This window comes from Planococcus citreus (assembly GCF_003664125.1).
In the GTDB taxonomy this organism is placed as follows: Bacteria; Bacillota; Bacilli; order Bacillales_A; family Planococcaceae; genus Planococcus; species Planococcus citreus.
In genome coordinates, this window is record NZ_RCCP01000002.1 from 201,793 (window position 1) to 215,646 (window position 13,854).

The 13,854-nt window shown below is 48.0% G+C and carries 14 protein-coding genes; 1 reads left to right on the forward strand and 13 read right to left on the reverse strand.

What is annotated here, in order from left to right:
• Nucleotides 1–95: 95 nt before the first annotated feature.
• The 13 genes from DFR62_RS09235 to DFR62_RS09295 form a co-directional block, all read right to left on the reverse strand.
• Nucleotides 96–2,000: an LTA synthase family protein gene (locus tag DFR62_RS09235; RefSeq protein WP_121299972.1), complete on the reverse strand. Its 1,905-nt coding sequence runs from the start codon at nucleotides 1,998–2,000 to the stop codon at nucleotides 96–98.
• 155 nt (nucleotides 2,001–2,155) lie between these two features.
• Nucleotides 2,156–2,362, reverse strand: a complete 207-nt coding sequence (locus tag DFR62_RS09240; protein ID WP_101190241.1) for a YqgQ family protein — start codon at nucleotides 2,360–2,362, stop codon at nucleotides 2,156–2,158.
• Nucleotides 2,359–2,934: a 5-formyltetrahydrofolate cyclo-ligase gene (locus tag DFR62_RS09245; protein ID WP_121299974.1), complete on the reverse strand. Its 576-nt coding sequence runs from the start codon at nucleotides 2,932–2,934 to the stop codon at nucleotides 2,359–2,361. The genes DFR62_RS09240 and DFR62_RS09245 overlap by 4 nt, the downstream gene beginning before the upstream one ends.
• A gap of 115 nt (nucleotides 2,935–3,049) precedes the next feature.
• Nucleotides 3,050–3,199, reverse strand: coding sequence for a 50S ribosomal protein L33 (gene rpmG / locus DFR62_RS09250; protein ID WP_082799233.1), 150 nt, complete (start codon nucleotides 3,197–3,199; stop codon nucleotides 3,050–3,052).
• Nucleotides 3,200–3,359: 160 nt separating this feature from the next.
• Complete coding sequence (gene phoU / locus DFR62_RS09255) at nucleotides 3,360–4,019, reverse strand: phosphate signaling complex protein PhoU (protein WP_121299976.1); 660 nt, start codon at nucleotides 4,017–4,019, stop codon at nucleotides 3,360–3,362.
• Nucleotides 4,020–4,090: 71 nt separating this feature from the next.
• A complete protein-coding gene (pstB, locus tag DFR62_RS09260; protein WP_121299978.1) occupies nucleotides 4,091–4,912 on the reverse strand; it encodes a phosphate ABC transporter ATP-binding protein PstB in 822 nt (273 codons plus the stop codon).
• A gap of 26 nt (nucleotides 4,913–4,938) precedes the next feature.
• A complete protein-coding gene (pstA, locus tag DFR62_RS09265) occupies nucleotides 4,939–5,817 on the reverse strand; it encodes a phosphate ABC transporter permease PstA (protein WP_121299979.1) in 879 nt (292 codons plus the stop codon).
• A gap of 1 nt (nucleotide 5,818) precedes the next feature.
• On the reverse strand, nucleotides 5,819–6,745 hold the full coding sequence (gene pstC, locus DFR62_RS09270) for a phosphate ABC transporter permease subunit PstC (RefSeq protein ID WP_121299981.1): 927 nt from the start codon (nucleotides 6,743–6,745) through the stop codon (nucleotides 5,819–5,821).
• A 71-nt stretch (nucleotides 6,746–6,816) separates the two neighbouring features.
• Complete coding sequence (locus tag DFR62_RS09275) at nucleotides 6,817–7,773, reverse strand: PstS family phosphate ABC transporter substrate-binding protein (RefSeq protein WP_121299983.1); 957 nt, start codon at nucleotides 7,771–7,773, stop codon at nucleotides 6,817–6,819.
• 192 nt (nucleotides 7,774–7,965) lie between these two features.
• Nucleotides 7,966–10,134 (reverse strand): peptidoglycan D,D-transpeptidase FtsI family protein, encoded by a 2,169-nt coding sequence (locus tag DFR62_RS09280; protein WP_121299985.1) that lies wholly within the window; start codon nucleotides 10,132–10,134, stop codon nucleotides 7,966–7,968.
• Nucleotides 10,135–10,246: 112 nt separating this feature from the next.
• Nucleotides 10,247–10,855 carry a superoxide dismutase SodA gene (gene sodA / locus DFR62_RS09285; RefSeq protein ID WP_058380907.1) on the reverse strand — a complete coding sequence of 203 codons (609 nt, stop codon included), beginning with the start codon at nucleotides 10,853–10,855 and terminating at the stop codon, nucleotides 10,247–10,249.
• Nucleotides 10,856–10,972: 117 nt separating this feature from the next.
• Nucleotides 10,973–11,455 (reverse strand): DUF456 domain-containing protein, encoded by a 483-nt coding sequence (locus DFR62_RS09290; RefSeq protein ID WP_121299987.1) that lies wholly within the window; start codon nucleotides 11,453–11,455, stop codon nucleotides 10,973–10,975.
• Between the two features lie 85 nt (nucleotides 11,456–11,540).
• On the reverse strand, nucleotides 11,541–13,172 hold the full coding sequence (locus DFR62_RS09295; RefSeq protein WP_121299989.1) for a Na/Pi cotransporter family protein: 1,632 nt from the start codon (nucleotides 13,170–13,172) through the stop codon (nucleotides 11,541–11,543).
• A gap of 170 nt (nucleotides 13,173–13,342) precedes the next feature.
• Here DFR62_RS09295 and DFR62_RS09300 point away from each other — a divergent pair, with 170 nt between their 5' ends.
• Nucleotides 13,343–13,852: a DUF1189 family protein gene (locus DFR62_RS09300; RefSeq protein ID WP_121299991.1), complete on the forward strand. Its 510-nt coding sequence runs from the start codon at nucleotides 13,343–13,345 to the stop codon at nucleotides 13,850–13,852.
• The last annotated feature ends 2 nt before the right edge of the window (nucleotides 13,853–13,854 follow it).

The window sequence follows — 13,854 nt, forward strand, 5'->3', positions numbered from 1 at the left end:
AACGAAGAAACCGGCGCATTCATTGCGCCGGTTTTTTTACTGGCCATAAAGAAAAGGGCTGCCAAACCGATGCGGTTGTGGCAGCCCTTTTTGAATTACGGTTGTTCTTGTTCGCCCAATGTTTTCAATTGGCCGTTTTCCTCTTCGTAGAACCTCAGCAAGTCGCCGTTGATGATCGATTCGGAGTACTGGAGCTCCTCTAGGGCGCGTTCAGCATATGGGTCGCATACGCTTTGGTCTTCCACCGGTTCGCCCGTTTCGATATCATAGCAGACATTCGCTGCATAGACATATTCATCAGTCACAAAGCGCCCGTCACGGAAAATGACGAATTCCTCGTGTTCTTCAGAGAATAAATCTCCGCCGAATTGAATGTCTTTTTCGGTTTCCATGCCCATCAAATGAAGGATCGTCGAACGCATATCCACTTGGCCGCCGATTTCTTCATCGACATAGCCCTTTTCATAACCTGGGATATGGACGAAAAATGGCACTTTTTGCAATTGTGCCGATTCATACGGCGTAATTTCCTTGCCTAGATACTGCGCCATCGCTTCGTTGTGGTTGTCGGAGATGCCGTAATGGTCGCCGTACATGACGATGATGGAGTTTTCGTACAATCCTTGTTCCTTCAAATCTTCGAACAAGGATTTGACGGCTTCATCCAAATAGCGCACCGTCTGGAAATAGCGGTTCAAGGTACCTGAATTGGAATCGAATTCCTCGATCAGCTTGTCTTCTTCGTCCAATGTGAATGGGTGGTGATTCGTAAGCGACAACAGGCGCGTGTAGAACGGCTGCTGCATTTCAGACATATGGCCGACGGATTGCTCGAAGAACGGAATGTCCTTCATGCCCCAGTTGACAGCTTGCCCTTCGCCTACTGTATAGCTCTGGATATCATAGAACTTGTCGATCTCAAGCGATTCGTACATCATGTCGCGGTTCCAAAAGCTTTTCGTATTGGCGTGCTGGACATTGGTCGAATACCCTTCGTTGCCCATCTTTTCCGCCATGGAATTGAAGGTATTGCCGCTGTGTGTAAAGAATACGGCGCCACCGCTTAGCGGATACATGCCAGTCTCAAGCAGGAACTCGGAGTCGGAAGTTTTTCCAAGCCCGGTCTGGTGGTAAAAGTTCGGGAAGTAAATCGTATCTTCGTCTTGTGTCAATTCGTTCATGAAAGGCGTGATGGTCTCGCCGTTCATTTCATTGTTCAACACAAAGGTCTGCAATGACTCGAGTGTGACGACGATCAAATTACGCCCTTCCGCAGCCCCGAACATTTCTTCAGATGGTTCTGCCTGGTTCGAACGGACGTAGTTGGTCACTTCCGTCAATTCCGAGCCGTCCGCAAGCGCTCGCTGTGCTTGTGATTTCGATTGGATATAGACATCATACAGATGGTAATTGTACATCCCCAGGTTCTTGACGAGCATTTCGCGGTCAAAGCTTCTCGTCAATAGTTGTGGGCGTTCTGCTTCGGCAAGGCCGAGGTTAAAGAACAGCACAGCTGCCGACAGGACGAAGTATGCTTTACGGTGTGTCGCTGCCGATTTCAGCACCGATTCTTTTTCTTTCACAAAACGCATCGCCAATAAGATGATGATGATATCGGCAAAATAGAGAATATCGCTCCAATAGATGCTTGCGGCAGCACTGTTGCCGATGTCGCCGAAATTATCCGTCTGGAACAATACGGGCAGTGTGATGAAATCCGTGAAGAAGCGGTAAAACGCCACATTGCCGTACAAGATAATCGATGTAACGACAGCGATTATGACGATATAGCGGTTTCGTGCTTTCTTGCTCTTGAAGAAGAGCGCGCCTCCATAGGCGAATAATAGTAAGCTTAATGGGTTCAAGAACAGGATGAATTCCTGCAATGCATTGTCGATGGTTATGGAAAAGGCCGTTTTGTAGACGACATATGTCGTCAGCCATGTCGCGATGACTGCGATGGCCAGGACCGAATGCTTAGGCCATTCTTTGTTTTTCATTGCCGCACATCCTCCTCGTCTTACCGGAGCGTTTGTCCGGTTCGCGCGAATTTCAGTTTCAAGTAAATCGGAAATTCAATACCTTATAGTATAGAACAAATCACCTTCGAGAGAAAGCAATTACCCTTAATAGACGCGCCAAAACGCTTTCGGTTTCATGATTTTCCTTTTTTCTCGTATTCTGTGCGTTTCTGCCGCAAAATCATCAAGGCAGATGCGTATTCACGCGGCGTGATGAAATCGTGGTCGTACAGCTCGCGGATATCGGATTCCATCAGATCGAGATCCGAAATAAAATCCGCCGTATAGACGATCGTTCCGTACCTTTTCAGCAATTGCATTACATCGTAAAGGTCTTTCATGCTCTCACCGCCTTCGAATCAATTGTTCGTTTTTCCGTGATGATGCCATCGACTGGGATGTCATGGCTTTCGATAGGCAATTCGCCAGCCAACTGAAAGTTGAATGCCAGCGACCGCGTATTGCCGTTAAAGCCACTTAAATAGCGGTCATAATAGCCTCCACCGAAGCCGATTCGATAGCCGCTTTGCGTAAAGACTACACCCGGCACAATCAATAAATCGATGCTTTCGGGGCCGACCGCTTCCGTTTCGGCTTCGATCGGTTCCTGGAGGTCCATGTACACCACTTCCAATTGGTCGAGTCTGTTGAACAACCGGAAATCCATCGTCCGGTCTTTTGCGAAACATTTTGGGGCGGCGACTCTTTTGCCCAGCCGCCAACACGTTTCGATAAGCGGAATCGTATCGACTTCCGGCCAGCGCGAGATGGTCACCCCGATAGTTTCAGCTTTTTGAAAATCGGGATCTACCAGAAGTTCCTCCAAAATGGCCGATGACATTTGGGCATGTTGTGATTTTGTAAGTTCACTCATTTGGCCGATGACCGATTTCCTCAACACTGCTTTTTCCATTATGCAAACGCCCCTTCTGCTGAACTGTAGATTGTCTCTATGTATAGTTTCTATAGTAAACTGCGCATAACAAAAGAAAAAGCCAAAACCCCGAGAGGTTTTGGCAGTCAATTACTTACTTCGTTTCACGGTGTGTTGTCATTTTCTTTTCACGTGAGCAATATTTTTTCAATTCAAGACGCTCAGGGTTGTTGCGCTTATTTTTAACAGTGCTGTAGTTTCTTTCGCCACAGTCTGTGCAAGCTAGTGTAATGTTTACACGCATCGATATCCCTCCCAATTCTTTCAAAAAATCCATTTCATTAATAAGCGTGATCTATACGACTTAATTATTATAGCATACCTTCAGTGATTGTCCACTGAAAAATGATGCTTCCCCATCATTTCCCTAAATAAAAAACCACAGCCGGCGCTGTGGTTTTTTGTCATTTGTTCAGATCGTAATGGCGGCCGCGGACGAGGTAGAATAATTGCTCCGCGATATTGGTCGCATAATCCGCAGATCGTTCCATATAGCGGCAAACAAATGCCAATTGCGTCACTTGGCTGAGCTGTTCCGGCTCTTTTGCGCTGTGCTGGAACAACAGCCGGATCGCTTCACCGTACAAATCATCGACTTCATCGTCAAGGTCGGCGATTTCCTTGGCTTTTTCCACATCTTCTTCTATAAGGGCATCAATGCCCTGGCGCAGCATGGAGGTGGCGAGTTCATGCATGCGCTGGATTTTGTTGATTGGCTCAAGCAGGTCTTGCTGCCCGATGCGGATCGTTTCTTTAGCGATATTGACGGCGTAATCCCCGACACGCTCCATGTCTGAGGCCACTTTGATTGTGACGATCAAGCGCCGAAGATCGGTCGCAACCGGTGATTGCTTGGCAATCAACAAGATCACCTGATCATTCAGTTCTTCTTCGAGGCGATTGATATTGGCGTCATTGTCGATTACTTGAAGCGCTTTGTCGATGTCGTGGGCGATCAGCGCCTTCATCGATTTGTCGAGTGCATCGATAGCCATTGTGCTTAATGTAATCAATTGTTCCTGTGCTGAGTGCAGTTCATATTCAAACTTTTCGCGTACTGCCATTTAAAGTTCCTCCCATTCATCCATTTCTAAAGGCCAGCAGGAAGCTCGTTCCTGCTGATTAGAGTTGCGGGTCAGCCGAATCGACCTGAAATATAATCCTCTGTCCGTTTATCGGCAGGGTTCGAGAAAATTGCATCCGTGCGGTCATATTCGATGACTTCCCCATTCAGGAAGAAGGCAGTTTTATCGGAAATCCGCGCAGCTTGCTGCATATTATGCGTCACGATGATGATGCTGTATTGCTCTTTCAATTCCTGCACCAATTCTTCAATTTTCAAAGTCGAAATCGGGTCAAGTGCTGATGTCGGCTCATCCATCAAGATGACATCCGGTTCAATCGCCAATGTCCGCGCGATGCAGATCCGCTGCTGTTGGCCGCCCGAGATGCCGTATGCATTTTCGTTCAGGCGGTCTTTCACTTCGTCCCAGATGGCTGCGCCGCGCAAGCTTTTTTCGACGATTTCATCCAGGATTTTCTTGTTTTTGATGCCGTGGATGCGCGGGCCGTAAGCGATATTGTCGTAAATCGATTTCGGGAACGGGTTCGGCTTTTGGAACACCATGCCGACGCGTGTGCGCAATTCTTCAACTCCGTAGCTCGATTCGAAGATATTGCGGCCACGGTATTGGATTTCTCCTGAAGTTTTCACAGAAGGCACCAGTTCCACCATGCGGTTCAAGGTTTTCAAATAAGTCGATTTCCCGCACCCTGATGGCCCGATAATCGCTGTGACTTCGTTTTCCCCGATTTCCAAGTCAATATTTTTTAAAGCATGGTTATTGCCATACCATAAATTCAATTGACGCGTGCTATAAACACTTTCCTTTTCAGCTTGTTCTACTGAAGTAGGCTGGGCTGTATTGATTTTTGTTTTAATTGTTGCTGTGTTCATAATGAACTCCCCTTCCGCATGACACTTTAATAGGATTTATCGAATTTGTTCCGAATGAAGACTGCTATTGAATTCATGAATAACAACACGACCATCAAGACAATGATCCCGGCAGCTGCAACCGTTTGGAACTCAGCTTGCGGGCGGCTTGACCAATCGTAAATCTGCATCGGCAACGCCGTGAACGTATCCATGACGCCTTCCGGCAAGAATTGGATGATAACCGGGATGCCCACCACGATCAGCGGCGCCGTTTCGCCGATGGCACGCGACAAGGCCAAGATGCTGCCTGTCAGGATGCCGGGAATTGCTGCCGGCAAGATGATGCGCACGATGGTCTGCCATTTGGTTGCACCCATTCCATACGATGCATCACGCAATTCGCCTGGAACCGAACGGATCGCTTCCTGTGCCGCCACGATAATGACCGGCAGGATGAGCAAGCTCATCGTAAAGCCTGCTGCAAGGATGCTGTTGCCGAGCGCCAATGCGCGGACAAAAATCGTCAACCCCAAAAGTCCGAAGACAACTGACGGAACCCCCGCCAAATTGGAAATATTCATTTGGATAAAAGTCGTGATGCGCCCTTTTTTGGCGTATTCTTCTAAATAAATCGCAGATCCCACACCCAGCAAAATGGATGTCGGAGCGACTACTGCCATCAGCCAGATCGAGCCGACAAGCGCTGCTTTAATACCCGCTTGGTCCGGGAACCGTGAAGCGAAGTTGGTTAAGAAATCAATGGATAGATGTCCCGCTCCTTGACTGACGATCCGGTACAGCAAGATCACCAGCGCCAGCAGTGCGAGCGCCGTCGCAAACATGAAGAGCCCTTGGAAAACACGGTTGACGACCATCCGGCCGTTCATTCGACGGACAACTTTTTCCTGTTCAATGTACCTCATCTTAATATTCCTCCCGGAAACGTTTTGACATATACCCAGCCAGGATATTCATCGCCATCGTGAAGAGGAATAATGTAAACCCGACCGCATAGATGGAATAGTAAATCGTCGTTCCATAACCGGCGTCGCCCTTGGATACTTGCACGATATAGGCAGTCATCGTCTGGATCGAACCAGTGAAATCGCCATCGAACTTCGGTGTTGAACCTGCCGCAAGCGAAACGATCATCGTCTCGCCGATCGCGCGGGACAAGCCGAGCACAACCGAGGCAATAATGCCGGACAACGCGGCTGGAACGGTGATTTTCCAAGCGACTTCAAACTTTGTCGAGCCCATGGCAAGCGCCCCATCGCGAATGCTTTTCGGGACAGACGACATGGCGTCTTCCGATAGCGAAGCGATCATCGGGATGATCATGATGCCGACGACGATCCCTGGTGAAATCGCGTTAAAAATCTTGATGTCCGGGAAAAAGCTTTGCAATACAGGCGTCACAAACGTCAAGGCGAAAAAGCCGTAGACGATAGTTGGGACTCCTGCCAAAACCTCAAGAATTGGTTTGACGACGCGTCTTACGTTGTCAGAAGCATATTCGCTCAAATAAATGGCAGCCGAAATGCCGATCGGCACAGCTACGACAATCGCGATGCCGGTAATTTTCAATGTACCGACGATTAACGGCCAAATGCCGAACTGGGCTCCGCTATTGGCGAACGGTAGCCACGTCGTGCCAAGGATGAATTCAGACAGTGGCACTCTTGTAAAGAACGTGACCGTTTCTATGATTAATGTCAGGACAATACCGATGGTTGTCAAGACCGAAACAGAAGCGATCAGGAACAACAAAACCGGTATGAGTTTCTCAATGATTTTTTTGCTTTTCTTATCTTTCGACTTTGCGATCAGTTCTTGAACCGATGTGCGCATAATAGAATCCCCTTTCAACCGCAAAAGGCGAGCAGCAGCTGCTCACCCTAAGACTGAACTTGCAACTTGATTTATTTCAACGCTTCAAGATCTGCCAAGCCTTGTTCATAATCCTCTACTGCCAATGGCACGTAGCCGACAGCTTCAGCCATTTGACCAGCGTTCTCTAAAGTGAACTTCATGAAATCGTAAGCCGCTTCATCTTCAGCAATTTTCGCATTGTTGGCGTAAGTGAAGAGCGGACGTGACAGTGGTGAATAATCACCGGATTCGATTGTTTCAGGAGTTGGCTCGACGCCATCAATAGTTACGACTTTCAATGTATCTTGGTTCGCGATGTAGTATGCATAGCCGAAGAATCCGATTGCATTTGGATCTCCTTGGATTCCTTGAACAAGCGTGTTGTCATCTTCAGACAATGTCGCTGATTCGACGATGTCTTCTTCTTCTAGGATGACTTCATTGAAATAATCGTATGTTCCAGAAGCTGTTCCTGGCGCATAGAATACGACTTCTTCATCCGGCCATTCCGGGTTGATGTCTGACCACATTTTCGTGCTGCCATCTTCTACCCACAGTTTTTTCAGGTCTTCAACTGTCAAATCCTCTACCCAGTCGTTTTCCTGGTTGACGACTACTGATAGCCCGTCATAAGCAAGAAGGAATTCTGTGTATTCGATGCCTGCTTCTTCTAGAGCATCTGCTTCTTCTTCTTTAATTGGTCGAGAAGCATTCGAGAAAGCTGTTTCACCTTGGATGAATTTTTCGAATCCACCGCCCGTACCGGAAACACCGACCGTTACTTGGACTTCAGGTTGAACTGCTGCGTATTCTTCAACAATGCCTTCGAGGATTGGCGCGACTGTAGATGATCCATCACCAGTGACCGAACCTTCTAGTACTGCTTCGTCTGAAGCGGAATCAGCCGTTTCGCTGCCTGTTGCAGTTTCTTCCGTGCTGCCACATGCGCCAAGTAGAAATGCTGTTCCAAGAATTGTTGATGCCATAGCGAACTTCCAGTTTCTCATTTTAATGTTTCCCCCTAATATGGTTTGTTGTTTACAAGACCAACTATACGATTCTATTGTTGAGGACATATGAAGCCATTGTTAAGAAATTGTAAATGACGAAAGCCTTATTGAAAAACACAAAAAAACGCCCGGCCAATGTCCAGTTCAGGACTTTGGTCGGGCGATTTTTAAATTTACCGTAAAGCGTCATTATTTGATTCGGGTTCCGCTGAACGGCTGTTTGATTTTATTCGCTTCGTCTTCGCTGCGCTGTTCTTTCAATTCAAAATACTTGTCAGCTGCGGCGCGGGCGATTTCGTTATTCGTTCTCGGAACTTCTCGGGGATTCGTCGTGACAAAGGGAATGACCACCGCATAAGCGATCTCTGGGTCCTCATATGGCGCGAAGCCGACATGGGCAATGTTGACGTTCAACGTGCCGTGCAGTGCATGGCCGCGTTCGTAGAAATAGGCTTCCGCAGTCCCGGTCTTGCCGGCTGCTGTGTAAGGCGTATCGCTGAACTGGCCGCGCGCCGAGCCGGAGCCTCCGATATACACATTGCGCATCCCTTCTTTAACACGGTCGATTTCTTCTTGCGTATTATTGATGCGGTTCATGATCTTAGGTTCCATAATCGTCTCAATTGGCCCGAGCGTCTCGCCGTCAGAAGAGGATTTGCGGATTTCCTTGACGACATGCGGCTGCATGCGGTAGCCGTCATTGGCAATTGTGGAAATATACTGTGCCAATTGCATCGTCGTATACGTATCGAACTGGCCGATTGCAAGGTCCAAAAGTTTCGTCCCTGGACTGACCCCACCGGCATAACCCGTGCCTTCGTTCGGCAAATCGATGCCGGTTTCGACTCCGAGGCCGAACTGCGCGAATGAATTGCGCATCAATGAGAAGCTTTCTGGGTCGACGCTCAATGGCCGGTTGTATTGGTATTGCCTTTTGGCGATGTCCAAAGCGATTTTGAACATATAGACGTTGGAGGAACGTTCAATCGCCATCAAATCATTCATCGGGATGCGGTTGAACGCTGTCGTATTGAAGATTGAATTCTTTTGGGTAGTGCCCGCGAACTTCAATGGTTCGTCGATCTGCACTTCCCCAATCTCCACGGCATCCTGTGCATAGCCAGTCAAGAGTGTCGCCCCCTTGACGGTTGAACCCATTTCATGGGCAGCCGTAAATGTGCCGAATGCATAATCATTAACGACGCGTTTGCCATTTTCGTCCTCGCCGACACGTTTGCCGACCATGGACAAGACATCACCGGTGTTCGGATTCATCATGACCAAGTAAGCATCTTTGACCAGCTGTGAGTTGGGACCGGCTTTTAAAGCCAGCAACTTCTCTTCGACGATTTGTTCCAGCTCATACTGGAGTTCGCTGTCTATCGTCAACACCAAGTCTTTTCCGGGCTCGCCTTCATCTACAGGCACTGTTTCGATAACACGCCCGCGCCCGTCGGTGACGTTTTTGACGCTCGATTTCTGCCCTTGCAACACATCTTCATACTGCTGCTCCAAAAAACTCGTGCCGACGCGGTCATTGCGGGAATAATCACGGCTTAAATAATAATCGAGGCGGTTGGCTGGAATCCCTTGGTCAGGTGTCGTCGTGCTGCCGAGAATCGTCAAATCGGTCATTTTCACACGCTTCCAGTCGGTGATTGTATTGACTCCTTCCAGCTTCGGATCGGTCAAGCGCTCTGACACCACGGCGAATTCTTCATCGGTCACGCCTTCGCCTTTAATGATCTGCGGCGATAAAGCATAGCCTGATGACATTTCCCGGTAAATCGCGAGAACTTCCAATTGTTCCTCTGTCAGGCTATTAAGTTCTTCATCCGTGATTTTCTCGCGGACTAAAGCATCGAGCTTCTGCTGCTTCTCTTTCTGAGGAATATCCTCAGCCTCGATCGCAGCACGTTCTTCCGGTGTCACTTTTTCCGTGGCGCTCTCTGTATTCAATTGTATGTAAAAGTCTTGCTTATCGCGAAAAGTCACTTTCTTCGTATCTTTTTCGATCAATTTGGCGAGTTCTTTTGCCACTTCCATCATCTCGCTGCTCTTGGTCGTCTGCATCTTCGTATAAGTAATGCTGTTGACGGGCTCGTTATCGACTTGCAGGCGCCCGGCAGAATCAAAAATCCGGCCACGCGGCACGCTTGTATTGACCGCAACTTCCTCGGTTCTCGCAATCGCCCGGGCATAATCTTCTCCTTTAACGATCTGCAAATACCCTAGCCGCAGGATGAGCATGGAAAACAGCAGAAAAATAGCAAAAAAGAGAATGTTCATCCGAAAGGTCGTATTGGACTGGAGTTTGGACTTTGCCAGCGACACACGACGTTTTTGAGGGGTTTTCATGAGCACGTAGCTCCTTTCAAAAAAATATCCAGTTGTTAGTATAGCACGGACATAAAAAAACACACACTTTTTCAGACGAAAAAGTGTGTGTCCAGGTTTCAATATTTAACAATTATTTAGCAGCTTCGTAGCGCTTGGAAACTTCGTCCCAGTTAACAACATTCCAGAATGCTGCCAAATAGTCAGGGCGGCGGTTCTGGTATTTCAAGTAGTAAGCATGCTCCCAAACGTCCACTCCAAGAATCGGCGTTTTGCCTTCAGATAGTGGAGAATCCTGGTTTGGCGTTGAAGTGACTTCAAGCTCGCCGTTAGAGACGACTAGCCAAGCCCAGCCAGAACCGAAACGTGTTTTGCCTGCAGCTTCGAATTTTTCTTTGAACTCGTCAAAGCTTCCGAATTTGCTGTTGATCGCGTCAGCTACTGCGCCAGTCGGCTGTCCGCCACCATTCGGGGAAAGAAGCTGCCAGAATAGCGAGTGGTTCGCATGGCCGCCGCCGTTGTTGCGGACAGCTGTGCGGATATCTTCCGGTACTGCGTTCAAATCAGAAACCAATTCTTCAATTGATTTTGAAGAAAGATCGTCATGACCTTCCAAGGCCGCATTTACGTTTGTTACGTACGTGTTGTGGTGTTTCGTGTGGTGAATGTTCATTGTCTCTTTGTCGATGTGCGGTTCTAGCGCATCGTACGCGTAAGGTAGTTCCGGTAGTTCGTATGCCATGATTAAATTCCTCCTTGAGTCTATTGTTCTACTTTCTTAGCGTATCAAAATTTTCAAACCGACACAAATATAAAGCATATGGACCTGCCTTTTTCAGACCTTAGTCGGAGACGGCAGTCAAATCACCCAGAAGAACAAGCCGACCATCACGGCCTGAATGATGCCTTTTGTCAGTGCGGAAGTAATAAAACCGACCACCGAACCGATTCCAGAGCGAATCGATTTTTTGATCGATGATTTGTTGACGAGCATCTCTGCAATGATGGCGCCGAGGAACGGGCCGATGAGAATGCCGGCAAACGGGATGATAAATGGGCCGAAAATCAATCCGACAGTACTGCCCACCAAACCTGCTTTTGAACCGCCGAATTTTTTCACGCCGACTGCATTGGCCAGAAAGTCTGCACCGAACAATAACAGGACGAATAAAATTTCGATGAGCCAGAACCACCATGGCAAATCAGCAAAGCTGAAAAATAGGCCATAAATGATGAATCCGCCGAAAATGAACAGCGACGCCGGGATGACCGGGTACACAAGTCCAATAAAACCGATGGCAAAAAACACAATTACAAAAACCCAGCCGACAATTTCGAGCATCACGAGCCCTCCTTTTCCGATATAAAAACTCCCTTTCATCGTGCCCTACATTTCAAGAAATGTAAAGGATGAAAGGGAGTATGGATCAAGTGCGGTTGCCGAGGATGGCTTCCGCGATATTGACGGAGTGGTCGCCGATCCGCTCCAAGTTGCTGACGATATCGACGAAGACGATTCCCGCTTGTGCGGAACATGCGCCTTCGTTCAGGCGAAGGATGTGTTTCTTACGGAATTTGCGTTCCATTTTGTCGATCAGGTCTTCCTGCTCTGCCACTTCACGAGCAAGTTCGTGGCTTGTCGTGTCGAGTGCATCAAGTGATTTCGAAACCGTGGCAATGGTCAATGTGAACATTTCGTCCAAGTCTTCCATCGCTTCGCCGGTCAATTTCACTTTATTGGCTTCCTGGTAATCGATCAATTCGATGATGTTCTCGAAATGGTCGCCGATCCGTTCGATATCACGGACCGTTTCCATCAGCATCGTGTGGCGAGTGGAATCCGCTGCCGAAATCGATTCTGCGGAAATGAGCACCAGGTAATCGGTAATTTTACCATCCAGGTTATTGATGGCATCTTCCAATTGATAGCCCATTTCAGCATGCTTCTTGCTTTTCGTTTTCAAATACTCATACGTTTCTTCCAGTCCTTGCACGGAATATTTACCCATGCGCAACACTTCTTCTTTGGCCTGGCCAAGAGCGATCGATGGCGATTGCTCGATGAAGTTCAAGTCCAGATGCTTCGGCTTGAATTCGACAAGCACTTCGTCGCCAGGAATTACTTTTGTCACGAGGTATGCCCAAGCGCCGATCAACGGGAATTGGATCAATGTGTTCGCAATGTTGAACGTCCCGTGTGCGAATGCAATCTGCATTTTCGCTTCGAGATCCAAAACGCCCGTGATCCACTCTACATACGCCGTAAACGGCACAAGCAAGATCAGGAAGATAATGGAGCCGATAACATTGAACAGAACGTGGACAGCTGCTGCCCGGCGCGCTGCAATGGATGTACCAAGTGCTGCGAGCACGGCTGTCACGGTCGTTCCGATGTTGTCACCGAATAGAACCGGCAAGGCAGCATCAAGCGTAACCAAGTTCTCTGCATAGAGCCCTTGCAAGATGGCGATCGTCCCGCTGGAACTTTGGACGATGAAAGTGAAGATTGTCCCTGCTGCAACTCCAAGGATTGGGAATTCACTCAAGTTGACGGTCATGTCGATGAATGCCGGCAATTCACGCAGCGGCTTCATTGCCCCGCTCATCGTTTCCATCCCGAAGAATAATCCACCGAAACCGAAAATGACTTGACCGATATTTTGGATTTGGTTTTTCTTGATGAAGAAAATCAAGAATGCACCGACTGCCATGATTGGCAAGGCGTATGCACCGACGTCCAAGCCGATGATGAATGCCGTTACGGTCGTCCCGATATTCGCACCCATGATGACGCCGATCGCTTGTCTCAAGGTCATGAAACCGGCACTAACGAGGCCGACGACAATAACCGTCGTCCCTGAACTCGATTGGATCAAGATCGTTACGACGATACCAACCAAGACACCCATGAACGGATTGGTCGTAAAACGGTCCAAAATGTCCCGTAGTTTATCGCCCGCAGCTTTCTGCAAAGCGTCACCCATATACTTGATTGAGAATAGGAAAATACCGAGTCCCCCAAAGAAGGTAAACAGTAATTCCTGCCAATTCATTTCCACGATTCACATTCAACTCCTAAATATAACGTAATGACACCTCACCTATTATGAAGACTTCGCTAAGTAAATGTAAATACCTTTATTGAAAATTTACAAACCCGTAACATAAGACCCCGGCATTCCCTATTTAACGTGATAATATTACAATACATAGGGAAAGGAAGATCGACGTGAACCTCTATCAACTATTCAAAGCAAGCTTTATGGAACCGAAAAAACGGGCAGCGGTCCGTATAATGCCGATCGGGCGCATTTTGAAATTCGTTTTTCTTTTCATCGCTTTGCTGTCGCTTATTTCATTCGCCGAATTCACATTCGGCATCGGCTCGAGCTCCTCAGAACTGGAAGGCCTGCTGCAATTCATAGAAGAAATCGATTGGCTGCTGTACCCGTTTGCACTCATTTTTTTATTCGTCTCGACGACGCTCTATCATTTCATCAAAATCAGCGTCTTTGCGGCATTCGGCTATGGCTTCCTTGCCTTGCTCAAGCGTCGCGGTGAATACCGCCATATGTGGCGTACAGCTGCACTTGCTGTCACCGTCCCAACCATTGTTGCGTACGTTGCGAGCTTCTGGACCAATAACTTATGGATATCCCTCGCGACTTCCATCTGGACACTGTTTCTTCTATATAGTGCAGCTCGTTTCTATCCGAAAGCCCCACCCGCCAAAAAATAGTG

What these genes read in the sequence shown, in the direction of transcription:
- DFR62_RS09290 (WP_121299987.1), bottom strand. Translation starts at nt 11,455, where the DNA reads ATGCTCGAAATTGTCGGCTGGGTTTTTGTAATTGTGTTTTTTGCCATC.
- DFR62_RS09275 (WP_121299983.1), bottom strand. Translation starts at nt 7,773, where the DNA reads ATGAGAAACTGGAAGTTCGCTATGGCATCAACAATTCTTGGAACAGCA.
- pstB (WP_121299978.1), bottom strand. Translation starts at nt 4,912, where the DNA reads ATGAACACAGCAACAATTAAAACAAAAATCAATACAGCCCAGCCTACT.
- DFR62_RS09235 (WP_121299972.1), bottom strand. Translation starts at nt 2,000, where the DNA reads ATGAAAAACAAAGAATGGCCTAAGCATTCGGTCCTGGCCATCGCAGTC.
- DFR62_RS09245 (WP_121299974.1), bottom strand. Translation starts at nt 2,934, where the DNA reads ATGGAAAAAGCAGTGTTGAGGAAATCGGTCATCGGCCAAATGAGTGAA.
- phoU (WP_121299976.1), bottom strand. Translation starts at nt 4,019, where the DNA reads ATGGCAGTACGCGAAAAGTTTGAATATGAACTGCACTCAGCACAGGAA.
- rpmG (WP_082799233.1), bottom strand. Translation starts at nt 3,199, where the DNA reads ATGCGTGTAAACATTACACTAGCTTGCACAGACTGTGGCGAAAGAAAC.
- pstC (WP_121299981.1), bottom strand. Translation starts at nt 6,745, where the DNA reads ATGCGCACATCGGTTCAAGAACTGATCGCAAAGTCGAAAGATAAGAAA.
- pstA (WP_121299979.1), bottom strand. Translation starts at nt 5,817, where the DNA reads ATGAGGTACATTGAACAGGAAAAAGTTGTCCGTCGAATGAACGGCCGG.
- DFR62_RS09240 (WP_101190241.1), bottom strand. Translation starts at nt 2,362, where the DNA reads ATGAAAGACCTTTACGATGTAATGCAATTGCTGAAAAGGTACGGAACG.
- sodA (WP_058380907.1), bottom strand. Translation starts at nt 10,855, where the DNA reads ATGGCATACGAACTACCGGAACTACCTTACGCGTACGATGCGCTAGAA.
- DFR62_RS09280 (WP_121299985.1), bottom strand. Translation starts at nt 10,134, where the DNA reads ATGAAAACCCCTCAAAAACGTCGTGTGTCGCTGGCAAAGTCCAAACTC.